A 21,010-nucleotide genomic window follows, 5' to 3' on the forward strand; every position below is an offset into this window, starting at 1 on the left:
AGATAAACAAATGAAAAAAATAATACCGTTCATCATCATCGTAGCTCTACTGCTTGGTGGTCTAGTAATCATCCAAAAGGTAAACTTTAACAGGATGGGAGCCAACCAGTATTATACTCAAATTATTGGAGAAGGAAAAAAGATAGAATATAAAGGTAGCAAGGGAGAAAAATTTGTAAGCTATGAATATAAACTGCCGGCATTTGATAAGAATGGCCAACAAAAAGAATTTACATTTACTGCTCAAAAACTGCTACGGGAAAAGGCTTATTTAACCCTATTTGTGAAAGATGGAAAAGGAGTTACATCCTATCAGGAAGTCACAAAAAAAGAGATGCCTAAGAAGGCTGCTGGCAAATTGAAGTGATGATTAGAAAAAATCCAAAGGGAAGCCTTATTAAAAAGGGTTCTTTTTTGATTATAATAAGTTATTGGAGGTAAGGATTCGATGTCATTCAATAATAAAAAGGTTCTAATTATAGACGATGAAGAAGATATTTTAAGACTTATTAAAACGGTTCTGGTTAAAGAGGGAATTGAAAATGTGTTGACCGCAACTACGGTGAAAGAGGGGTTTCATCAATTCCAAAAAGAGAATCCAGATATCGTTTTATTAGATATTATGCTGCCAGACGGAGAAGGCTATGAGGTATGTAAACAAATAAGAAACATCTCGAAGGTTCCAATCTTATTTTTGTCTGCAAAAACAGAAGAAATTGATAAAATTTTAGGCTTTGCCATAGGCGGCGATGATTATATTACAAAGCCATTTAGCCCTAAAGAGGTGGCATATCGAGTAAAAGCGCAATTGCGGAGAGCCGATTATATGCAGACAGACGTGGTGAAAGATTCGATCATGAAAGTTGGCCCATTTGAATTACATGAGGAACAGGCACAACTAACAAAAAGCGGAGAAGTAATTGACTTAAAGCCAAAGGAACTCGGCTTAATGAAGTATTTCCTCCAGAATAAAAACAAAGTAATCAGTAAAGAACAGCTTTATGATACCGTTTGGGGCGAGGAATTCTTTGGAATGGATAATACAGTTATGGTCCATATCCGAAGATTACGGGAAAAAATCGAAGAACAGCCTTCTCAGCCAAAATATTTGATTACCATAAAGGGCTTGGGCTATAAGCTTGCTATAGAGGATGAATAATCTATGAAATGGAAGTTGACGGGAAGGTATTTATTTTCTGTTGTACTAGTTGTTACCTTAGTGATTTTCATTAATGTGTTCCTTGCTTTGACTTTGCTATTTCTACAATCTAATCTAGATATACCGATTTTTAGTGGAAAGAGAACAAATCCAGAGCAATTTACAAGACAGTTCCAAAAAAACGTAATGATCACCAATAATGATCATGTGACAATTACGGAAAAAGGACAAAAAGAGTTAAATAAAAGGAATGCCTGGATACAAATTTTAGATGAAAATGGCCAAGATGTATTCAGTTTTCGTGCCCCCTCAGAAATCAAGAAAAAATATACGCCATTAGAAATGATTCAAATGTACAAGTATAAAGAAAAGGCGAATACGGTTGTTTATGTTGGCGAAAAGAAGGGAAATAACCGTTATTTTAGCTATTTGATTGGAATTGAAAATCCAAATCTAAATCGATATTTTATTTCATATGATAATCGAGACATCCTTCAAGTATTTAAGGTTGGAATGGTTATTTTTCTGATTGATATTCTGATTGCTTTATTGATTGGGTATATTTTTAGTAAAAGGCTCACACGCCCATTACATACATTAATTGATGGTATTAAAAAGCTGGCCAATCATGAATTCTATCATTATTCGGAACCTCGGGGACTTTACAAAAATGTATTTCTTAATTTAAATCATTTATCCAACCAACTTAAAGCAAATGAAAATGAAAGAAAGAAATTAGACTTAATGAAAGAGGAATGGATAGCCAATATTTCTCATGATATGAAAACTCCGCTTTCCTCGATTCAAGGCTATGCTGAAATGATCAAGGATCCCGATTATAATTTTTCTTTGGACGAAATTAGGGAATATGCGGAGATTATAGAAACGAAGTCACTCTATATAAAAGAAGTGATTGAAGATCTAAATTTAACGACAAGAATAAAGAACAAAGAATTAACATTAAATAAAAAAGCGATAAATATTGTGTCTTTTCTGCGCAATATTGTGATTGATATATTGAACGATCCTAAATACGGCAAACGTGATATTCAATTTCGTGTAGAAGAAGAGAATATTACAATAGAAGTAGATGAAATTCTCTTTCGGAGAGTAATTAATAATTTAATTTATAATGCAATTGTTCATAATGATCAAGACGTAAAAATTGTTGTAAGTATCGAAAGGAAAGAACGGACTCATATCGTCATAAAAGATAATGGAAAAGGGATTAAAAAAGAGGAAATTGAGAGAATTTTTGACCGCTATTATCGAGGAACCAACACGGGAGCTGCGCATAAAGGTTCCGGCCTTGGAATGGCCATCGCCAATGATATTATTCAAGCCCATGATGGGGAGATTATTATGAAAAGTGAAATTGGTCATGGAACAATGATTGAAATTCAAATATAAATGCGTTTGGCTGTGAGGAATGAATATCCATCCAAAGATTGTTAAAGTTGCAAAATGGAATTATATAATTTTTGGAAGGAATTTTACACCCAACAAATTGATGGTACTACACCTTATTACGATAAGGTTATTAAATTTACTCTAATATTTTCAGCCTAAATAATTATAAACCTTTTAAAGACAGGCGTTGATTATGACTGCCTGTCTTTAAAAGGTTTATTTCAATGTTAGTAAATATTTTATTAAAGCATCTTGTTCTTGCTGAGAAAAACCTGATGAAGCATCTATCCAATATTCATGCCCTTGCCCTGTCACATTTGATTTCCTTAGACTTTCCGAAGTCTGATTTGCTTTTATGACTTGAGCTCTCAAGCTTTTATCTACTAATGCACGTAAACTGTTGTACGGGTCAGGTAAAATACTTTTATTTAATGTTCCTTCTGGTCCTAATTGAGTTTTAATATTTGCTCCAACTACAACCCCTCCGTCATGGAGATATGGCGCAGACCAATAAAGGCCAATAAGACTAGGAACTTTATATCCTCCCTTTGTATTGCCAATTCCAAACGCAAGATTGATTTGCCCAGGGTTTAGGCCTTGAGTCGGAACTTTTAACACTAATGCACCTTTTGGTACAGGCACAGGTGTATCAGGTGAATAAATCACGGGATCTTTCAAAAACTCGCCTGCCTTTTTTAAACCAAGCGCACGCGTCGGTTCCGTACCAATTTTTTCTACGGGTATAATTTGATTATTGGTATAAAAGCTTCCTGCATGACACGATATACAAGAACCCTGTACAAATACTCGTTTGCCTAATTGCTTTTCCTTATCAGTTATCTTAACAGGTGCTTTTGGAGGAACGAGAGTATTTTGAAATGCTGACATAGCATTGTTTTGTTCCCCTGCTTTTGTTCCTGGAGAGCTAACAATTACCCCATTCGGTGATACAAGTGATGACCTCGGATAGGTGGGCAATTTAATCGCTTGGTTTAATCCAGGAGCATCTGGTGTAGGATCAACCTGTGCAAAAAACTCTGAAGGCTTCTTTCCTTGTGTTGGATCAAATCGATATTTCGGATTCGCCGCATTCTGCAGAATGGTTCCTAAATATACCTCGGTGTCGATGCCAAGAAGAGCTCGACTGGCTTCGGCAATCGTCGTCAAATCAGAACCTTGGGCGTGAACGGCATTATTTAACGTACTTAAACCTTTAAACGGTCCTGCCATCGCAAAACCACTCCAGCTGTAAGGATGATCCCCTAAAGTGAAAGAATCCGGGATCTGCGTTGGATTACTTATAAAATCGCTGGAAACATCAAAGTTTCCCTTAGGCCATTTGATTACACTATCATCAACAGCTGCTTCCAATGACTTTGAATCCGGTAAGGGTTCTTTTTTTCCTTCGCTTGTTACAACAGTTTTCTCTAAGCTCTTAATATATTCTTTTAGAGATGCAATGTCAGCACGTGCAAAATAAGCTGATGTGTTGGTACCTAATGCAAGGAGCAGTCCGAAATTAGCATCCGTATTAACGGCCCCCTCAATCACTTTTTGATTAACTGGATCAACAGTGGCATGGCATGCTGCACAGCTAAGTCCAACTTTTAACCTTCCCTCTGATCTTACTAGCGGCAAGCCCAGGACTTCGTCAGAACCTTTTGCCACATCAAAACCGGTATCCACTTTTGTTCCTTTTTTATATGTTTTTCCTCCAATTGTTATGGTTTCAGCCAATTCGACCTGTAAATTTGTTGTCCCCTTACCGTTTAATTCTTTTATTGCTTGTTGGAAATTTTCAATGGTTAGCGGTCCGTTAAAAGCCCCAAGAATATCGGATAAAAAGACTTCATTCCCAAATGTTTCTTCGTAAAATGACTTTCTTCCTAAATTCAACAGGGCTTGATCAATTTTGACAGCACCGTTCTTGGGAGATAATAACTCCCTTCCTTTTGCTGTTTTCATTAATTCATGTGCCTTTTTATGGGAGAAGGTTCTTCCCCAGAGGTCGAAGGCTGGTTTATCTTCGGCCTTCTCCACTGTCACCTTTTCAGGTTCTACAATTTGATTTTCAGAAGGAATAAATGCATGAACCGGTATACGTAAAGTAAAAATGAAAGCTAAAATGATACCAAGACAATACATCCATTTCATCCTATTACCTCCTTTATAAGAACTAAGTGCAAAAAACCACCCTTAATTTTCCGCCTTTACGGAAGAAATATACTTATCTAATCCATGTTTCGAAACAAAGTATTAGATAAAAACCAGACCCCTTAGGCATTCACCTATATCTATTTTTAAGAATATGCTATAAAACAAATAACCGAAGGAGGCATATATGTATGTATCACCATTTTGGGTATATAAAAAGATGTGAAACCGTTCCTGTCACATATCCTCCACAATACCAACCTCAACATCCGGGGATTGAATCCTTTATGATTCCAAGACCTATATCCGAAAACCCAGATTATACTGGAAGCGGAAGACTGCGGAACAAAGCAGCTATCATAACCGGCGGGGACAGTGGGATCGGAAGAGCTGTCGCCATTGCCTTTGCAAAAGAAGAAGCAGATGTTGTGATTGTCTATTTAAATGAACATGGTGATGCATTAGAAACAAAAAATAGAGTGGAGCAATTGGGAAGAAAATGCCTAACGATTGCAGGGGATATCGGGGATGAGAAGTTTTGTCAATATGTGGTTCAGAAAACAATGGAAGCATTTGGACATCTTGAAATTCTCGTTAATAATGCTGGAGAGGTACATACCCAGACAAGTATTAGTGACATATCTCCGGCACAACTAAAACGTACATTTCAAACAAACATTTTTTCATTTTTTTATCTCACACAAGCAGCCATTCCCTATTTAAAAACAGGAAGCTCTATTATCAATACAACTTCAATTTCTGCCTACACTGGAAGCGAAGACGCGATCGATTATGCTGCTTCCAAGGGAGCAATTGTCTCTTTTACCCGCTCTTTAGCCTTATCCGTCGTTAATCAAGGAATTCGTGCTAATGGGGTTGCTCCGGGAGCTGTATGGACCCCTCTTATCCCTTCAAGCCTCCCACCAGAAATATATGCAACATGGGGAAGCAACACCCCAATGAAACGTGCTGCGCAACCTTTTGAACTAGCCCCTCTTTATGTTTATTTGGCGTCGGACGACTCCTCCTATGTAACAGGACAAATTCTTAATATAGACGGAGGAACCGCTATAAATGGATAAAAAATAGGTGGAGCAAGAAACCGCTAGAATTGATAGTTGTGGGCAACTTGCTAAAGTATGTTATGATAGCATTTACTGATATATATGAAGGAGGAAGTGAGCGGAAGTGATAAACATAACCATTCCACAACCAACTGTTACTATTACCAAACAGAATAATCCTGAGCTAAGCAATATTTATGGGTTTACAGAATTCCATCTTATCCCTAGGGATAAGGGAGGGATTTTTATGTTCTATAACAATAATCAAGAGCTACTATTCGTTGGTAAAGCAAGGAAGTTGCGACAAAGAATTAAAAAGCATTTTGAGGATACTGTATCCCCAATCAAAATGCATAGAGATGAAGTCACTAAAATTGCGGTTTGTGTTATCGAAGACCCTGTATATAGAGAAATTTACGAAACGTATATTATTAATGAACTCAAGTCAAAATATAATATAGACAAGGTGTTTTTTAGGTAAAATTTCATTAAGGCAATAGGTATTGTTAAATTACGATACCTATTGCCTTTTATAATTGATATCTTAAAGATAGGATCTACCTTAGGTACCTGACCTGTTTGTGTTTATCTAGTTAGCAAGCTCCTCGCTTTTTAACTTTTTATCTGTCCAAAGAGCAAGCTGTAGTGTTAACGCATCTTTAAACGTTTTTGGATCATAACCCGTTTCTTGTTCTATTTTGCTTAGTCGATAAATGAGTGTGTTTCGGTGAAGATATAAGTCATCAGCCGTTTGCTGGATATTTAAATTATTTTTAAAAAAGGCTTCTAAAGTATCAGCATATTTAAGCAAGGTTTTGTTCATGATTCTGTTGTTAAACCTTTCTCCCCATGCACGATCTATTTTATAAATTAATGCCTTCGGTTCCACGTCGGCAAATGAAATAAAATCCTCTGCTTCGTCACTGATTTGAAGGGCAAGGTCACAATCAATATAGGATTGGTTAAACTTACTCATCGATTTAAAAGAAGTGCTGTATGCAAGTCGGAATTTTAACTTCAGCTTTTTCAATTCGTCGTATATGTTTTGCAGCTTTTTGTCTGCTTCTTGCTGAGAGAATCCGGAAAAGGCGATAAACATCCGATTAGTATTGATAAAGCCTACAAGGCAGTGGTTTTCACCAATCATTCCTTCTATTTTATTAGTTAATGTTTGATTTGAGATTGCGCGATCCATCATTTGAATCACATGTGTGATAAATGGAGCCTCAAGACTTAAGCCAATTAGGTTAAGTCCACGTTCGATAGTACTGTAGGAAGGAGAACTTTTCAAAAGTTCTTCGATAATCATTTCTTTGGTTCGTAGTTTCCATTCCAATTGAGAAGCGATAAATTTTTCTTTTATCATAAGCTCCGTAATCATTTTTACGATGCCGCTAAATTCCTGTATATCTTCGGGATTTCCCGTAATGCCAATTACTCCCACAATTCTATCCTGAAAAACAATCGGTAGGTTGATGCCGGGATGGGCTCCTTTCCAAACACCTTTTTCATTAAAAGGAATAATAAGTGTTTCACCGCTTTTTAGAACTTCAAGTGCCCCCTCGTGAATATCGTCTATCCTAGAAGGATCACAGGAGGCTATAATAATCCCTTTTTCATCCATAATGTTTATATTTCTATTAAGGCGTAGAGAGGTTTCTAAAACAATGGTTTGGGCAATTTCTCTCGTTAACATCTTTTTCCTCCGAGAAGTTAGTTAAATCATACGAAAATTTCAAAAAATTAGTCCCTTTTTTTATATGGTACACACGATGTTTCTTATAATCAAGATTAGTATAATGAGAACTAGAAATGAAAACGTTTTCGAAAGGGGAATAATTTGAAGATTGTAATAGCCTCTGACTCATTTAAGGAGAGTTTAAGTGCATTGAGGCAGCCAGAGCAATAGAAAGAGGCATTCAAAAGGCATTTTAGCAATGGGAGGTTCAGCTACCAATGATGGTGGGGCGGGGATGCTCCATGCTCTTGATTTATCACTTTTAGATGAGCAGGGAAACAAAATCTCCACTGGTGGTGCTGAGCTTGCTAAGATTCATTCTATTGATTTAAGCGAGTTTGACGAGAGAATAGCAGATTGTAAGTTTCTTATTGCATCGGATGTAGAAACCCCTTTAATTGGCCCGAACGGAGCATCACATGTGTTCGGTCCACAAAAGGGAGCAACTCCTGAGATGGTTCCAATTTTAGATGCTTGTCTAGCTTATTGGAAATAAAATTTCCCACAGTTTAAAGAATTCGACAAGTATTTTTACGGTTATTGACCCTTTTGTTTTTAAAAAAATTATTAATCCTAGAGAGGAGCTACACCGTTATGAAAATTAAAGCAACACTCGATAGAATTCCCGGTTCAATGATGCTATTTCCACTTCTCATTGGTGCAACACTAAATACGCTATTTCCTGGAACGCCTACTTTTTTTGGTTCCTTTACTGGTGCCCTTTGGACGGGCGCTCTCCCAATTTTGGCTGTATTCTTTTTCTGTATGGGATCAACATTAAGCTTCAAGGCCACACCTTATATCATGAAAAAAGGCGGCGTGTTATTATTCACAAAGATTGGCGTGGCTGCAATTGTTGGTATTATTGCTGCACAGTTCATGGGTAATGGAATGGTGCTAGGTGGGTTGTCAGTACTTGCCATTGTTGCTGCTATGAATGACACGAATGGCGGTATGTACATGGCTCTGATGGGTCAATTTGGTAAGCCAGAGGATGCAGGTGCTTACTCTATAATGTCTCTTGAATCTGGTCCATTCCTTACAATGCTTACTTTAGGTGCTGCTGGTCTTGCTGGTTTCCCTTGGCAAGCGATGGTTGGTGCAGTACTTCCATTAATTCTGGGAATGATTGTAGGTAATTTGGATAAAGATCTTCGTGAATTTTTTGGGAAAGCAGCTCCTGTTCTAATTCCTTTCTTTGCATTTGGTCTTGGGTGCGGTCTAGATTTCAAAAAAGTAGCTGCTTCCGGTTTGACTGGAATCTTGTTGGGGGTTGCTGTCGTAGTTGTTACTGGGACTGCCCTATTCTTTGCAGACCGTTTAACAGGAGGGAACGGAATTGCAGGATTATCTGCTGCTACCACTGCTGGCAATGCCGCTGGAGTTCCAGCTGCTGTGGCCGCTGCAAACCCTGCCTATGCTGAAGTTGCGGGATCTGCAACAATAATGGTTGCTGCAAGTGTTATTGTAAGTGCAATTCTATGTCCAATAGTGGTTGCCTGGTACGCAAACAGGCTTCAGAGGAAAGGAAAATTAAACCTGCAAGAGCGACAGGCAAGTTAATTTCTCTGGGTAAATAAATTGAAAAATATGCCCCTGAGAGCATTCTCAGGGGCTAATATTAAATTGACTGCAGTTAAAATAGTATTATTTAGGAAAATAAATGGCATTGTTTTTTCTAAAACTACCTAATTTAACATTTTAAAAATTGAAAGTGAGCGATTAAAATGAAAACAAAGCTATTATATGGCCAAAATGAACTTGAAGTTGAAGTGTCTGATGATGCATTTATTGTTGAGCCTAATCATTTACCAGGTTTAGAAAATGATATTGGAGCCCTAAAAGAAGCATTAAAAAATCCAATTGGCACTGCACCTTTAAAAGAAATGGTGAAAGCCACGGATAAAGTGGCTATAGTTATCAGTGATATTACGAGACCAACACCCAATCACAAGATGGTACCCGTACTGATTGAAGAACTTAATCATGTTCCAATCGAAAATTTTGTTATTATAAATGGAACAGGTACCCATCGTGACCAAACAAGGGAAGAATTTGTTCAAATGCTTGGAGATTGGGTTGTCGATAATGTAAGAATTATTAACAATCAATGTCATGATCAAGAAACATTAGTGAATGTTGGAAAAAGTAAGTTTGGTTGTGATGTATATTTAAATAAGGAATATGTGGAAGCCGATTTTCGCATTGTAACTGGCTTTATCGAACCCCACTTTTTTGCTGGATTTTCTGGAGGTCCAAAAGGGATTATGCCAGGCATTGCTGGTATTGAAACGATTATGACCTTCCATAATGCAAGAATGATTGGGGATGCTCGTTCTACATGGGGGAATATGGAAGATAACCCTGTTCAAGAGATGACTCGTGAGATCAATCGTATGTGTAAACCTAATTTCATGTTAAATGTTACATTAAATAGAGAAAAAGAAATCACATCTGTATTTGCTGGTGAATTGTATGAAGCCCATGACAAAGGATGCGAATTTGTAAAAGAACATGCCATGATCAAGTGTGACGATCGATTTGATGTCGTTATTACATCCAATTCTGGTTACCCCCTTGACCAAAATCTTTATCAAGCCGTTAAAGGGATGAGTGCAGCACATAAAATTGTGAAAAAAGGCGGAACGATTATTGTCGCTTCTGAATGCTCGGATGGACTTCCAAGTCATGGGAATTATTCGAAGATTTTTGAATTTGCGGATAGCCCGCAAGCTTTATTGGATCTAATCAATGATCCGAATTTTAAAATGTTCGATCAATGGCAGGTTCAGAAACAAGCGGTTACGCAAGTTTGGGCAGATGTTTATGTATACTCCATGCTCACAGATGAACAGGTTATCGGTTCCATGCTAAAACCTACTCATAATATTGAACAAACTTTAGAGGAATTGAAACAAACTTACGGAGAGAATATGTCGATTGCTGTTTTACCATTAGGTCCATTAACGATTCCTTACGTGGAAGAGTAAAAAGTGTTCAAAAGCTTCCTAATAACTTATTAGGAACGAATACATTCAAAAAATAAGTCACCTACGTCATACGAGCCGGTTAGAGACCATGACGATAGGTGACTTAAATTTGTTTCATTCCTCTAATATTTTCATTAAATTATCAACCTTATGATTTAAGTTTATCCCATCTAATCCATGAGGAAGCAGCATCAAACCGGAAATGACTGAGAAATAAAGCATCAAAAGCTCAACTGGATCGCCTCTACTAAATTCTCCTTTCTCTTGCCCCTCTTTAAATATGGGGAACATTTGCTCAATAAAAGAAGTAGTTGGATATTGCTGGACAATATCTTTTGCTTCTTCAGGTACTTCATCGGATGTTTGTACTTGCTGGATGAGCATAAAGGAATGTCTATTGGTTGCATCCAGCATTCTTATGGTAAATTCTTTGATTTTTTCTGAAGGGGAGCCTTTCATAAGTCCTAATGTTGCAAATGCCTTGGCGGTTTCTTCCATTGCATCCTTAACAAGTGCGATAAAAAGCTCATCCTTAGAACTGTAATATCGATAGGATAGGCCTTGGCTAATACCCGCCTCCTTAGCAATCATGCTCATTTTAGTTCCAACGAGTCCTCTGCGGGCAAATACTTTTAGGGCTGCTTTCTTTATTTGTTCTCTCCGCTCATCCCGGAGCTGGTCCAGTTGATGATCATTTAATGGAGCCACCTTCGTTCATCCTCTTCCATAAGCTTTATTCACACGATAAATAATAATAATTATTTCAATGATAACCCAACTTGTTCTTCACTAATTTTCCAAAGTCTTTTTGCCAATTCACTGTCAGCAGCCACGGCTGTCGGTTCTTTTAATCGTCTGTCAGCACAGTATTTTCCGTTTAGCCAGGAGACATCCTTCATTTCGGCGAGCCAGATTAATGTATCCGCACCCTCCTCCGGTTTACGGGAAAAAAGATTCATGACAGCCATTGTCGCTTTGGCCATCCTTCCATTGTTTTGATTAAAATTCGTGGAAACGAGTCCAGGATCAAAACAATGAACGGTAATATTTGTTCCTTCCAGACGAAGTGCCAATTCCGATGTAAATAAAATATTAGCAAGCTTGGTCTGAGCATAGCGAAGTGTTGGACCGCCCATTAACTTTTTTACTCCCGTATAGAGATATTCACCGTTGATATTATCAAAATCCAAACCGTTTTTTACCATCTTATGCCCATGTGAAGAGGTATTGATCACCCGAGCTGAATCACTTTCCTTTAGACGGTTTAAAAGAAGCGATGTGAGAAGAAAAGGTGCCAAGTGGTTCAATGCCCATGTCATTTCCATACCCTCCTCCGTCTTCTGAAGGGTATCGAATAAAGCTCCGGCATTATTCACTAATATATCAATCTGTGGGCACCTTTCCAGTATTTGTTCGGCTGCTTGGCGAATGGAACTTTGAGAGGAAAGATCAGCAATGAAGATATCCACTTTTATTGGTTTACTCGTTTGCTTCTTTAATTGTATAGAAATTTCTTCTGCCCTTCTCTGATTCCTGGCAATGATTCCGATATTTGCTCCACGTGCAGCAATAGCCTTTGCTGCTGCAAGCCCGATTCCATTTGTTGCACCTGTAATCAATACATATTTATCCTGAAGATTCCATTCTCGTTCACTCATAACGTTAAAGCCTCCCTTTTTGAATGAATAATTCATTCATTTATAAAAAGTGTATGTTAGTATTTTGGAAAATGTAATAAAAATTTACAATTTATGGTTTAAATAATTTAAAGATAAGTTTGAAATTTTCCAAGGACTTATGAAAAGGAATGACACTGTATTATTTTACAAAGGATCAAGCTTGAAAAAGAAATTGCAGCGGACAATGTCTGGCAAACTGGTCGGCGTTTTCAGCCAAAGATTTCAAGGTTCCAGAAGGTTTTTACCCAAGTGATTTTAGCACGATCAAGCGGGAGGATAATGGGGGCGGGCAAGTGACCTATAAAGGATATCCGCTTTATTATTGGATAAAAGACAAGGTAAAAGGCGATGTAAAAGGCCAGGGTGTGGGGAATGTTTGGTATATTGTTAATGCGGGAACTACGTTTTAATTAATCAAGAGAGGCTTCTCACTGATTGTTTGTGAGGAAGCCTCTTTCCATTTTTATCATTCACTTTAACGTCGAAATTTCAGATTAATCGGTGTGAACCGTATCATAAGTAAATGAGGTTTTCCATACCATTCTTTTGAAACAAAAAGGTGAAAATGAGCTTTACTCCATGAACTCTGTCTATACTTAAAAGAGCTTGTCTACATATCATACCTAGAAGGTCAAAAATTTAGAAAGAAAGCAGGTAGATTAATGGGACAAAAAGTAACAATCATGTCTTGGGATCTCTATCTTGGCGCTGATGCAACCATAATTATAGGGGCCGCTCCTGAACAAGTTCCGGAAATTGCCACAAGAATTTACCGTCAAGTACAAGCTACAAATTTTCCGAAACGAGCAGAGGCGATTGCCAAACAGGTTTCCAAGAAACATCCTGACTTTATTTGTCTTCAAGAGGCAGTGATATGGCAGATATTATCTCCTCCTGGCTTTAAGCCGGAGATTCACTTTGAGTATGATTTTCTTAAAATACTTCTCGAGGCGTTTGAAAACAAAGGTTTGAAGTATGAGGCCGTTGTGATTAATCAGAATTTAGATATTGTGGTGCCGACTAGTGAAGGGTTCCTCCTTCATTTGATTGATCGAAGTGTCATTCTTGCAAAGAAACATTCAGATTTTAACATCTCTAATGCAAATTCCGGTCGATATCAGGCAGTTTTTCTAGCTCCCATTGGCGGCCAGTTTATACCTATTCCCAGAGGCTGGGCATCTGTTGATGTAAAAAAGGATGGAAAGAGGTTCAGATTAATGACGACTCATCTCGATCATGATTCAGAGACAATACGCGATCAACAAGCAGCAGAGCTCGTAAAACTCACAAATGGGGTTGATCTCCCACTGATTTTAACAGGGGAATTTGAATTTGATGCTAATAGCAATCCCCCTCCGTCATCGTACCTTTTATTTTTAAACGCGGGTTTTGATGATGCTTGGACAATTGCAGGGGAAGGTACTGGGTTTACATGCTGCCAGGATCCCGATTTATTAAACCTGGTATCGGAGCTTAACATCAGGCCGAATTTAATTCTTTTTCGTGGTGACCTGAGTGTAAAAGGGATTGATCTAGTTGGGGAAAGCCAAAATGACCGCGCTTCAAATGCTCTTTGGCCGTCTAATTCTGGGGGGCAAGTCGCTACATTTACTAGGTAAGAAAGAGTCAAGAAAGCAGACTCAAGGTATAGTGGAGATCGACGTTTCACCGGAGTGTTAACTGCTCACCCCGAAATGACAGGGAATAGTCATTAATAACTAGAAAGTCAATATATTTAATAAGAAAGTAGGTAGAAAGAGTAATGGGACAACAAGTAAGAGTCATGACTTGGGATCTCTATTTTGGTGCAGATGCTGAAATCATACTAAATACCACCCCTGAACAAGTTCCGCCAGCTGTTACAGAAATTTACCGGCAAATACAAGCTACAAATTTTCCTGAAAGAGCAAAATCGATTGCCAAACAGATTGAAAAGAAAAATCCTGATTTTATTTGTCTCCAAGACGCAGCTATATGGCAGCTATTCTCACCACCTGGATTTGAGCCCGTGATTCAATTTGAGTATGATTTTCTTGATATTCTTCTGAAAGAGTTAAAACATAGAGGCTTGAATTATGAGGCCATTGCGTTTAATCAGAATTTAGACATCGATGTTCCGGCAAGTACCGGGTTCATCCTTCATTTCACGGATCGAAATATCATTCTCGCAAAGAAAGATTCGGATTTTACCATCTCCAACATAAAATCCAGACAATATCAAGCGCATTTCCTGGCTCCCATTGGCGGCCAGTTATTTATCGAACCTAGAGGCTGGGTGTCCGTTGATGTAAAAAAGGATGGGAGGAAGTTCAGATTATTGACGACTCGCCTCGACTTTGATTCAGAGGAAGTACGGGAACAACAAGCAGCGGAACTTGTGCAACTCACCAATGCGGCTGACCTCCCATTGATTATAACAGGAGATTTTGGATTTGATGTTAATACCAATCCTCCACCGTACCTCTTATTTTTGAATACAGGTTTTAAAGATGCATGGACAATTGCAGGGGAAGGCCCTGGGTTTACGTGCTGCCAGGATTTTGATGTATTAAACCTGGTATCGCAGCTTAGCAGAAGATCGGATTTAATTCTTTTTCGTGGCAACCTAGTTGTGAAAAAGATTGATATTGTTGGTGAAAGCCAAAATGATCGGACTCCGAATGCTCTTTGGCCGTCTAATTCTACGGGGCTCGTTGCTGATTTTACTTTTTAGAAAAGAAAAAGCATTAAACAAAAAAGAATGTCTTTGACTTTATTTTCATTGGAGCTAGGATAGCAGGCAGGGGAGTTCTTAAGAAATGGGAGCCCCTGCTTTCCTATTTTTGAGCCTATTTAATCTATCTGCTACGGAGCGAATAATTTTCAGCGGGATTTTCACTCCACTAACGCCGCCGACTTCCTCCACACTGTCCCAAATGATGCTGTCCTCTAATCCAAACCTCTTTTTCAAATCCAATGGTGCTACACCTACCGCAGACCAATAGGTAATCAGTGCATAATCAAATATAACAGCAGGGATATTCAATTGCTTACGAATAGCAATGAGGATTTCCGTTGGAGAGCCGAACTCAAAAGCATCCATACTGATTAATATTGGCCTAACATTTGCTTTTTCCTCCCGCAGTCTTTGGATTACTGATTTGTGCAAGAAGTTCAACAGGGTGGTTTTCCCTATTCCACCGATTTCATGGTAGGCTAAAACTTGAAATCGCTGCCTAGCTTTTCAAGGCTTCCCAAACTCCCTTTCGGAGACTTTAATGATTGAAATTCATGATTACTATACTATATATTACCCTGATTTTACCATTGAAGAAAGGTCAAAAATACAACAGAAAGACAAGTTTATTTTGAATTGAAAAAATTTAATTAAACAAGTTATTCTTTGATTAACTCAGAAGTATAATGTATAAACCTATTAATCAATTTTTATATTGATTAATTAGATTTATTGTTTTTTCCGAATTTGACTGCTTGAAAATTGAAAAATGGAGGGGATTGTAAAGATGCTGTTCTCATCTGTTATTCTTTTTGCCATTGCGGCACTTGGTGGTCTGGTGCTTGGGGTTTCAGGGCTTCGCCAGAGGGATTTGCCCATGGGGCTATCGCTTATCCATGGAGTAGTCGCTGCAGCTGGTCTAATCACTTTAATTCTTGGGGTTGTACAGGGTAGTGCAGGCTCACTTGTTATTACCTCCTTAATTCTATTCCTCATCGCCGCGCTTGGCGGATTCGTACTCTTTTCCTACCATTTACGCCGGAAGCCTCATCCTAAAGGTCTAATCGTCATTCATGCATTAGCTGCCGTTATCGCATATGTTCTCTTACTTATTGGAGTTTTGTAAGGGGGGCGTTAAATGAAACAGCGGGGTAAGTTAAGGTTTTTGGGGCATCCGGTACACCCTGTCGTAACGCATTTTCCAATGGCCCTATTACCCGTGTCGTTCCTAGGTGATCTGCTTGGAATCTGGAAGGATGCTTCGTTCTGGTGGAGTTTTTCGTTTTATAATCTTGCCATAGGACTGGTTTTGTCCCTGCCTGCGCTTATTACTGGAATGATTGACTTTATGGCCATCCCACAGGAAGAGGGCGCTGATCGTGTGGCAATGCGCCATATGATCATGATGATTACGGCAATCATGATGTATACGTGCAGCTTTTTTATACGTTTCGGTGTTGATGTATTATCCGGTTGGCGGTTAATGAGTTCTGTTTCTCTCTCTTTGTTAGGGCTCATCTTTCTTTTGATCGGGGGGTGGTTGGGCGGACATCTCGTTTACCGTTACGCGGTAGGCAGCGAGCCAATCCATGATAAGTCAGAATCGGAGAAGTATTAATAAGAAAGCATTGGATATGAAAAGGGAAAGGTTTGAGCCTTTCCCTTTTTTAAATTCATTTTATAAAAGATAAGGAAGATTGTTTGTCTGACTTCCTATTTTTTAATTAAGCCAATCTCAACCAATCTTTCATACAGGAAATCGCCAGCCGTGATTGCTGGATATTTTTCCGGATTATCTTCAGAAATAAAAGATGGAATGGTTTCTAATAAACAAGTGCTGTATGGATGTACGAAGAACGGCATGGAATAACGAGCTGTATTTTCTCCTTCCGGATTCACGACGCGATGTGTGGTGGCCGGGATGACTTCATTTGTAATCCGAGACAGCATATCTCCCGCATCAACAATAATTTGTCCAGTCTCTGCTTTTACGGGCATCCATTCACCTTCACGTGTTAACAATTCCAATCCAGATGCAGTGGATTCTACTAATAATGTAATCAGGTTAATATCTTCATGTTCAGCAGCGCGAATGGCATTCGGATCCATGGATTCCTCTAATGGAGGATAATGGATTGTACGCAGGATGCTGTTTCCTTCATGAATCATATCGGAAAAAAAGTTCGGACGCAGATCAAAGTGCATCGCAAGAGCCTCTAGCATATTGCGAGCGACACGTTCTAATTCGCGATAAAAGTTTACCCCATTTTGCTTCAGTTCAGGAACCTCATTTGGCCAAATATTAGCAGAATATTGACTGAGCAGGGCATGTCCTTCAGGCAGTTCTTGGCCAACATGCCAGAATTCTTTTAGGTCGCCAACGGTACGGTTTTTCGCATGTTCTTTACCAAAACCGGTGTAGCCGCGCTGGCCGCCATTAATTCCTTCATATTGTTTTTTTGTTTCTGTATCTAGACTAAATAACTGTTTCCAAAGCTCGTAGTTTTTGTCGATTAGCTTTGGATCCACTCCATGGCCTTCTAAAATAATAAAACCTGTTTCTTTTAAACCAGCAGCAAATTCCTCTGCGAAAGCTGCGCGTTGTTCTGAGTTTCCATACGTGAAATGCTTCAGGTTTAAAGTACGAATGATTGGATTTGCCATATGATTATGTCTCCTTCTTTGGTGTAAGCGTTGTCAAACCATTAAAAATTACCATAATTAAAAGAAAAACACAATAAAAAGATATGAATAAAGACCTAATTCCATCAGGATTAGGAAGAATGTAAGGTATGAAGGTAAAACTGATTAATGACTTGAATAATATTCAGCCAATGCCGTAAAAGATTCCTTTGGTTCCCATGGCATATCTTTATAGGTTATCCCTTTTTGGTCATGGTAACTTTTTACGACGCTGTAGCTGGCCATATCCAAATCGTATAAGGCATTTTCGTTAAATGGATAGCTGGGCATGACAAAAGTAAACAAAAATGCCCCATCCATTTTTTCATCCGCAAAAATACCAAGCAACTCCTTAAGATAATTCACTTGCACGCTCTCATCTCGTGTGAACTGGCCTTTAAGTTGATTAGGTGTTTGACTTCGATCCACAATGGCCCAACCATATCCGCCTTTTTCTTCAGCGCCTTTGTATGTGCAGCAGCCGAATTCTAAAATGACAACAGGTTTTCCGTGTTTAAAATAAGTTCTTAGCTTCTCGCGGAAAGTATTTTTGTTATGTGCTTCAAGGTAATAATCAATACCGACAAAATCAAATAGATCCCAGTCGACGTTTTCCCATGGTCCTGATGCATAGGTAAGCATGCCATGAAAATGTGTTCGAATGACCTTTGCAGCTTTTGCTAAAAAAGCATTAAGACGTTTGTGATAGGAGCCTTTTAGAATCGTGTTTTTCAACAAACGCCATGGTGACATGAAGGTATTAATCCGGGCGAAGGAGGTGTCACCAATCACAAGTCCCTTCATAAAGAAGGTAAGTTCACAGCCTGCTACAAAAATAATATCAGGGGACTGCATTCTTAGTTTTTCTGCCCCTTTGGCACATTCGGCAAAGTAATCAAGCGTTTCTTGCTCTGTTGCATCAACTAAAGCAGGGGAGAACCATACCTCTAATCCTTGTTGAAGGGCAAACTCAGCGGCCATTGTCAGTCTGGCCGGATCTTGGCCGGAAATCCTGATGGCATTGCAATGCAGGTCGTTTTTGATAATTTCCATTTCCCGTTTCACAACAGCAGGGTCGAATAGGTCGCGCGAGGATGAAGAGTTTTTCCCGCGGGTAAAAGTCCCGACATCGTAATTGATGCCTTTGCGGGATAGTGCTTGATTGTGAATTTGTTGATCCATTTCAAAATCCTCCATTCATTATTTAAGTTTCCCTAAGATGCGATTGATTTTATAAATGGCATATTCTAAATCCACCTGGTCTTCTTCACTAATCTGCTCCAGCTTATTGCAGAACAGATGGTAAAGACCTTCCCATTTTCTTGTAATCACACTTTTCCCAGTTTCAGTCAGCATTATTTGAAAAGACCTTTTGTCCTTTTCATCTCGAACTTTGATGATGTAACCACTTTCCTCAAGCTTATGGATGATTGGTGTCATTTGTTGTTTGGAAATGTCAATGGTTCTGGCTATTTCAGATATTGAAATCCCCGCGGGAGAATGGAATAGTGTCTCTAAGATATGGGACTGGAGATGGGTTAATTCCGTTTGTTTAGGAAGAGTTTTATGGCCTGGCTCTTGACTTAAGGTGTTAAAAATTAGGGGCAATAGCTGTACAAAACCTTGGGAAATTTTATCTTTCCTGCTCATTAAGCTCACGGTCCTTTATTATAGTAAATATTTATTTACTATAATACAAATTATTTTATAAAAAATCAAGTGAGTAATAAATAAAATATTTACTTAATATAAAGCAGGAAAGGGAAACCATTGGTTTCCCTTTCTCCCATCCATTTATAATAACCTAGTTGTTAATTCAACCTCAATATTACCATTAGTAGCTTTAGAATAAGGACAAACTCCATGTGCGAGTTTTACTAATTCCTCTGCTTCTTCCAAAGAGACACCAGCTATTGCCACATTTAAAGCAGCTGCTAATTTGTATCCTCCGTCCGTGTCTTTTCCTAAAGAAATTTCAGCAGTTACCTTAGATTCAATCCGTTTTCTTGCTTGCCGTGCCACTAAATTCAATGCGCTATCAAAGCAGGCGGCATAGCCGGCTGCAAATAATTGTTCAGGATTCGTGGCGTTTTCCTTTCCTTGTCCGCCTAAAGCCTTTGGCATGGACAGAGCCAAATCCAAGGTGCCATCGCTGCTTGTTACTTTTCCTAATCTTCCGCCCTCAGCGGTTGCGCTTGCTGTGTATAATGCTTCCATCAAAAATCTCCCCTTTTACATTTTATAAAATTAAATTGTGTACAACTAAATAATAACGGGGAATATATTAATAGTCAACAATTAAATTGCATGCAATTTAAATACCAAAAAAGATGCACCCGATTAATAAGCTTTGGGAGCATCTCGTTTAACTTTAGGGTGATTTTTGAAGGGAAAGCTTATGGAGTTTCTTTTTGGTAAAGCGAAAAAGAGTAATCAACATAATAGCCGCAATTGGGTAAGTAGGAATGGAATAATATAGCTTCCATCCTTTATAAGTTAGAGCATGATTTATGACGCAAAGCCATTCAAAAAATAACGCAAATCCAGTCCAAAACAAAATATACCAAACTGTTTTTTTTCCATAAAGATCGAACTTATCATAAACAAATAAAAAAATTAATGAGGCAGAAGGATAGATAAGAAAATGAAATAGTCCGCCAGAAAGCTCATAACTGGAATTATCACCAAAAATATAAAGTTTAAAGGGAGAAGCGATCAAAAAATAATCAATGGATGCAACAAGCGCCAGATTATAAACCCAAATAATGATTACCATCACAAGCGGGAAGTACTTTCGAATGACGAAAAACGAACCAAAAAATGTTGAAGCTGATAAAATGCTAAACCATTCATTCCAATCAAAGGTAACGTTCATACATAAAATCCACCTTTAAAAAGGATTTTACGGAAAAATTTCATAAAACCAATTAACACTAACAGACTGGCAAACCAAAAGGAAAATGACCACCAAAGCCGCCAATGGACATGTTTAAAAACACCTAAAAAATCAGCGAGCCATTCCAGACCTACAAACAGGATTATAAAGATGATCATTAACAGCAGCTTTTTCAAATTGGAACTGGCTGTTAAGAAAAAGTGTAGAAAAGTGACCATGAGCAAAGGAATAAGAACAATGCGGTTTATAAAATGGGCAAACGCATTGCTTAACTGAGCGGGAATTATGATTGTTTTAAAATTCATGTAGCAAAGTGCGGAAAAGTTTTGAAAAAGATAAGAAGCAAGCAGCCAATAAACGAGAATTTCAAGGATATGCAGGTATTTCTCTTTTTTGATAAATAAGTATACAGCTAACACATTTAGTACTGAATAAAAGATTAAAGTCATTCAAGGGTGCTCCTTTAACCCCTTCAATTTTTGAATAAATGTTCTTCAAATTATTTTGTTCTAATAAATGGAA

Annotated in this window: 24 protein-coding genes; 13 read left to right on the forward strand and 11 right to left on the reverse strand. The window is 38.3% G+C overall.

The genetic code is table 11. The features are described from left to right. Positions 1 to 10 precede the first annotated feature (10 nt). The 3 genes from AC59HZ_RS24355 to AC59HZ_RS24365 all read left to right on the forward strand — a co-directional run bounded on the left by AC59HZ_RS24355 (position 11) and on the right by AC59HZ_RS24365 (position 2,569). Positions 11 to 367 carry a YxeA family protein gene (locus AC59HZ_RS24355; RefSeq protein ID WP_496548340.1) on the forward strand — a complete coding sequence of 119 codons (357 nt, stop codon included), beginning with the start codon at positions 11 to 13 and terminating at the stop codon, positions 365 to 367. An 81-nt stretch (positions 368 to 448) separates the two neighbouring features. Continuing rightward, on the forward strand, positions 449 to 1,159 hold the full coding sequence (locus tag AC59HZ_RS24360) for a response regulator transcription factor (RefSeq protein ID WP_496548341.1): 711 nt from the start codon (positions 449 to 451) through the stop codon (positions 1,157 to 1,159). Between the two features lie 3 nt (positions 1,160 to 1,162). Beyond that, positions 1,163 to 2,569 carry a sensor histidine kinase gene (locus tag AC59HZ_RS24365; protein WP_496548342.1) on the forward strand — a complete coding sequence of 469 codons (1,407 nt, stop codon included), beginning with the start codon at positions 1,163 to 1,165 and terminating at the stop codon, positions 2,567 to 2,569. Positions 2,570 to 2,785: 216 nt separating this feature from the next. On the opposite strand, the gene AC59HZ_RS24370 is transcribed toward AC59HZ_RS24365, so the two are convergent. After that, positions 2,786 to 4,723 (reverse strand): electron transport protein, encoded by a 1,938-nt coding sequence (locus tag AC59HZ_RS24370; protein ID WP_496548343.1) that lies wholly within the window; start codon positions 4,721 to 4,723, stop codon positions 2,786 to 2,788. A gap of 191 nt (positions 4,724 to 4,914) precedes the next feature. Between AC59HZ_RS24370 and AC59HZ_RS24375 the strand changes: the two genes are divergently transcribed. Both AC59HZ_RS24375 and AC59HZ_RS24380 read left to right on the forward strand, forming a co-directional pair. After that, complete coding sequence (locus tag AC59HZ_RS24375) at positions 4,915 to 5,805, forward strand: SDR family oxidoreductase (RefSeq protein WP_496548344.1); 891 nt, start codon at positions 4,915 to 4,917, stop codon at positions 5,803 to 5,805. Positions 5,806 to 5,911: 106 nt separating this feature from the next. Continuing rightward, positions 5,912 to 6,268: a nucleotide excision repair endonuclease gene (locus AC59HZ_RS24380; RefSeq protein ID WP_496548345.1), complete on the forward strand. Its 357-nt coding sequence runs from the start codon at positions 5,912 to 5,914 to the stop codon at positions 6,266 to 6,268. Between the two features lie 108 nt (positions 6,269 to 6,376). Here the strand turns inward: AC59HZ_RS24380 and AC59HZ_RS24385 are convergent, their stop codons facing one another. After that, positions 6,377 to 7,483 (reverse strand): CdaR family transcriptional regulator, encoded by a 1,107-nt coding sequence (locus AC59HZ_RS24385; protein WP_496548346.1) that lies wholly within the window; start codon positions 7,481 to 7,483, stop codon positions 6,377 to 6,379. Positions 7,484 to 7,715: 232 nt separating this feature from the next. Between AC59HZ_RS24385 and AC59HZ_RS24390 the strand changes: the two genes are divergently transcribed. The 3 genes from AC59HZ_RS24390 (at position 7,716) to larA (ending at position 10,515) form a co-directional block, all read left to right on the forward strand. Then, positions 7,716 to 8,021 carry a glycerate kinase gene (locus AC59HZ_RS24390; protein WP_496548441.1) on the forward strand — a complete coding sequence of 102 codons (306 nt, stop codon included), beginning with the start codon at positions 7,716 to 7,718 and terminating at the stop codon, positions 8,019 to 8,021. A gap of 98 nt (positions 8,022 to 8,119) precedes the next feature. Beyond that, positions 8,120 to 9,088, forward strand: coding sequence for a 2-keto-3-deoxygluconate permease (locus AC59HZ_RS24395; RefSeq protein ID WP_496548347.1), 969 nt, complete (start codon positions 8,120 to 8,122; stop codon positions 9,086 to 9,088). Positions 9,089 to 9,252: 164 nt separating this feature from the next. Further along, positions 9,253 to 10,515 (forward strand): nickel-dependent lactate racemase, encoded by a 1,263-nt coding sequence (gene larA, locus AC59HZ_RS24400; protein ID WP_496548348.1) that lies wholly within the window; start codon positions 9,253 to 9,255, stop codon positions 10,513 to 10,515. A gap of 114 nt (positions 10,516 to 10,629) precedes the next feature. Here larA and AC59HZ_RS24405 read toward each other — a convergent pair whose 3' ends face one another. After that, the gene (locus AC59HZ_RS24405; protein ID WP_496548349.1) at positions 10,630 to 11,223 is read right to left on the reverse strand and encodes a TetR/AcrR family transcriptional regulator; all 594 of its coding nucleotides are present in this window, start codon (positions 11,221 to 11,223) and stop codon (positions 10,630 to 10,632) included. Positions 11,224 to 11,273: 50 nt separating this feature from the next. Beyond that, positions 11,274 to 12,173 carry an SDR family NAD(P)-dependent oxidoreductase gene (locus tag AC59HZ_RS24410; RefSeq protein ID WP_496548350.1) on the reverse strand — a complete coding sequence of 300 codons (900 nt, stop codon included), beginning with the start codon at positions 12,171 to 12,173 and terminating at the stop codon, positions 11,274 to 11,276. Between the two features lie 284 nt (positions 12,174 to 12,457). Between AC59HZ_RS24410 and AC59HZ_RS24415 the strand changes: the two genes are divergently transcribed. From AC59HZ_RS24415 to AC59HZ_RS24425, 3 genes are all read left to right on the forward strand, one after another. Beyond that, positions 12,458 to 12,604: a COG4315 family predicted lipoprotein gene (locus tag AC59HZ_RS24415; protein WP_496548442.1), complete on the forward strand. Its 147-nt coding sequence runs from the start codon at positions 12,458 to 12,460 to the stop codon at positions 12,602 to 12,604. Between the two features lie 252 nt (positions 12,605 to 12,856). Next, on the forward strand, positions 12,857 to 13,813 hold the full coding sequence (locus AC59HZ_RS24420) for an exonuclease/endonuclease/phosphatase family protein (RefSeq protein ID WP_496548351.1): 957 nt from the start codon (positions 12,857 to 12,859) through the stop codon (positions 13,811 to 13,813). A gap of 143 nt (positions 13,814 to 13,956) precedes the next feature. Further along, positions 13,957 to 14,907, forward strand: a complete 951-nt coding sequence (locus AC59HZ_RS24425; RefSeq protein WP_496548352.1) for an endonuclease/exonuclease/phosphatase family protein — start codon at positions 13,957 to 13,959, stop codon at positions 14,905 to 14,907. Between the two features lie 78 nt (positions 14,908 to 14,985). Here AC59HZ_RS24425 and AC59HZ_RS24430 read toward each other — a convergent pair whose 3' ends face one another. Then, entirely contained in the window at positions 14,986 to 15,342 is a 357-nt protein-coding gene (locus tag AC59HZ_RS24430) for a hypothetical protein (protein ID WP_496548353.1), read from the reverse strand. A 355-nt stretch (positions 15,343 to 15,697) separates the two neighbouring features. Here AC59HZ_RS24430 and AC59HZ_RS24435 point away from each other — a divergent pair, with 355 nt between their 5' ends. Further along, on the forward strand, positions 15,698 to 16,036 hold the full coding sequence (locus tag AC59HZ_RS24435) for a hypothetical protein (protein ID WP_496548354.1): 339 nt from the start codon (positions 15,698 to 15,700) through the stop codon (positions 16,034 to 16,036). A 12-nt stretch (positions 16,037 to 16,048) separates the two neighbouring features. Continuing rightward, positions 16,049 to 16,528: a DUF2231 domain-containing protein gene (locus tag AC59HZ_RS24440; RefSeq protein WP_496548355.1), complete on the forward strand. Its 480-nt coding sequence runs from the start codon at positions 16,049 to 16,051 to the stop codon at positions 16,526 to 16,528. 95 nt (positions 16,529 to 16,623) lie between these two features. On the opposite strand, the gene AC59HZ_RS24445 is transcribed toward AC59HZ_RS24440, so the two are convergent. The 6 genes from AC59HZ_RS24445 to AC59HZ_RS24470 form a co-directional block, all read right to left on the reverse strand. Next, on the reverse strand, positions 16,624 to 17,574 hold the full coding sequence (locus AC59HZ_RS24445; protein WP_496548356.1) for an isopenicillin N synthase family dioxygenase: 951 nt from the start codon (positions 17,572 to 17,574) through the stop codon (positions 16,624 to 16,626). 144 nt (positions 17,575 to 17,718) lie between these two features. Further along, positions 17,719 to 18,774, reverse strand: a complete 1,056-nt coding sequence (locus AC59HZ_RS24450) for a glycoside hydrolase family 113 protein (protein WP_496548357.1) — start codon at positions 18,772 to 18,774, stop codon at positions 17,719 to 17,721. Positions 18,775 to 18,792: 18 nt separating this feature from the next. Next, entirely contained in the window at positions 18,793 to 19,242 is a 450-nt protein-coding gene (locus AC59HZ_RS24455) for a MarR family winged helix-turn-helix transcriptional regulator (RefSeq protein WP_496548358.1), read from the reverse strand. 144 nt (positions 19,243 to 19,386) lie between these two features. Next, positions 19,387 to 19,809, reverse strand: a complete 423-nt coding sequence (locus tag AC59HZ_RS24460) for an organic hydroperoxide resistance protein (RefSeq protein WP_496548359.1) — start codon at positions 19,807 to 19,809, stop codon at positions 19,387 to 19,389. Between the two features lie 154 nt (positions 19,810 to 19,963). Then, the gene (locus tag AC59HZ_RS24465) at positions 19,964 to 20,467 is read right to left on the reverse strand and encodes a hypothetical protein (protein WP_496548360.1); all 504 of its coding nucleotides are present in this window, start codon (positions 20,465 to 20,467) and stop codon (positions 19,964 to 19,966) included. After that, a complete protein-coding gene (locus AC59HZ_RS24470; RefSeq protein ID WP_496548361.1) occupies positions 20,464 to 20,937 on the reverse strand; it encodes a hypothetical protein in 474 nt (157 codons plus the stop codon). The genes AC59HZ_RS24465 and AC59HZ_RS24470 overlap by 4 nt, the downstream gene beginning before the upstream one ends. Positions 20,938 to 21,010: the final 73 nt, after the last annotated feature.

This window comes from Neobacillus sp. DZ-9, assembly GCF_059587065.1.

What these genes read in the sequence shown, in the direction of transcription:
- AC59HZ_RS24355 (WP_496548340.1), top strand. Translation starts at nt 11, where the DNA reads ATGAAAAAAATAATACCGTTCATCATCATCGTAGCTCTACTGCTTGGT.
- AC59HZ_RS24360 (WP_496548341.1), top strand. Translation starts at nt 449, where the DNA reads ATGTCATTCAATAATAAAAAGGTTCTAATTATAGACGATGAAGAAGAT.
- AC59HZ_RS24365 (WP_496548342.1), top strand. Translation starts at nt 1,163, where the DNA reads ATGAAATGGAAGTTGACGGGAAGGTATTTATTTTCTGTTGTACTAGTT.
- AC59HZ_RS24370 (WP_496548343.1), bottom strand. Translation starts at nt 4,723, where the DNA reads ATGAAATGGATGTATTGTCTTGGTATCATTTTAGCTTTCATTTTTACT.
- AC59HZ_RS24375 (WP_496548344.1), top strand. Translation starts at nt 4,915, where the DNA reads ATGTATCACCATTTTGGGTATATAAAAAGATGTGAAACCGTTCCTGTC.
- AC59HZ_RS24385 (WP_496548346.1), bottom strand. Translation starts at nt 7,483, where the DNA reads ATGTTAACGAGAGAAATTGCCCAAACCATTGTTTTAGAAACCTCTCTA.
- AC59HZ_RS24395 (WP_496548347.1), top strand. Translation starts at nt 8,120, where the DNA reads ATGAAAATTAAAGCAACACTCGATAGAATTCCCGGTTCAATGATGCTA.
- larA (WP_496548348.1), top strand. Translation starts at nt 9,253, where the DNA reads ATGAAAACAAAGCTATTATATGGCCAAAATGAACTTGAAGTTGAAGTG.
- AC59HZ_RS24410 (WP_496548350.1), bottom strand. Translation starts at nt 12,173, where the DNA reads ATGAGTGAACGAGAATGGAATCTTCAGGATAAATATGTATTGATTACA.
- AC59HZ_RS24420 (WP_496548351.1), top strand. Translation starts at nt 12,857, where the DNA reads ATGGGACAAAAAGTAACAATCATGTCTTGGGATCTCTATCTTGGCGCT.
- AC59HZ_RS24425 (WP_496548352.1), top strand. Translation starts at nt 13,957, where the DNA reads ATGGGACAACAAGTAAGAGTCATGACTTGGGATCTCTATTTTGGTGCA.
- AC59HZ_RS24435 (WP_496548354.1), top strand. Translation starts at nt 15,698, where the DNA reads ATGCTGTTCTCATCTGTTATTCTTTTTGCCATTGCGGCACTTGGTGGT.
- AC59HZ_RS24440 (WP_496548355.1), top strand. Translation starts at nt 16,049, where the DNA reads ATGAAACAGCGGGGTAAGTTAAGGTTTTTGGGGCATCCGGTACACCCT.
- AC59HZ_RS24445 (WP_496548356.1), bottom strand. Translation starts at nt 17,574, where the DNA reads ATGGCAAATCCAATCATTCGTACTTTAAACCTGAAGCATTTCACGTAT.
- AC59HZ_RS24450 (WP_496548357.1), bottom strand. Translation starts at nt 18,774, where the DNA reads ATGGATCAACAAATTCACAATCAAGCACTATCCCGCAAAGGCATCAAT.
- AC59HZ_RS24455 (WP_496548358.1), bottom strand. Translation starts at nt 19,242, where the DNA reads ATGAGCAGGAAAGATAAAATTTCCCAAGGTTTTGTACAGCTATTGCCC.
- AC59HZ_RS24460 (WP_496548359.1), bottom strand. Translation starts at nt 19,809, where the DNA reads ATGGAAGCATTATACACAGCAAGCGCAACCGCTGAGGGCGGAAGATTA.
- AC59HZ_RS24465 (WP_496548360.1), bottom strand. Translation starts at nt 20,467, where the DNA reads ATGAACGTTACCTTTGATTGGAATGAATGGTTTAGCATTTTATCAGCT.
- AC59HZ_RS24470 (WP_496548361.1), bottom strand. Translation starts at nt 20,937, where the DNA reads ATGACTTTAATCTTTTATTCAGTACTAAATGTGTTAGCTGTATACTTA.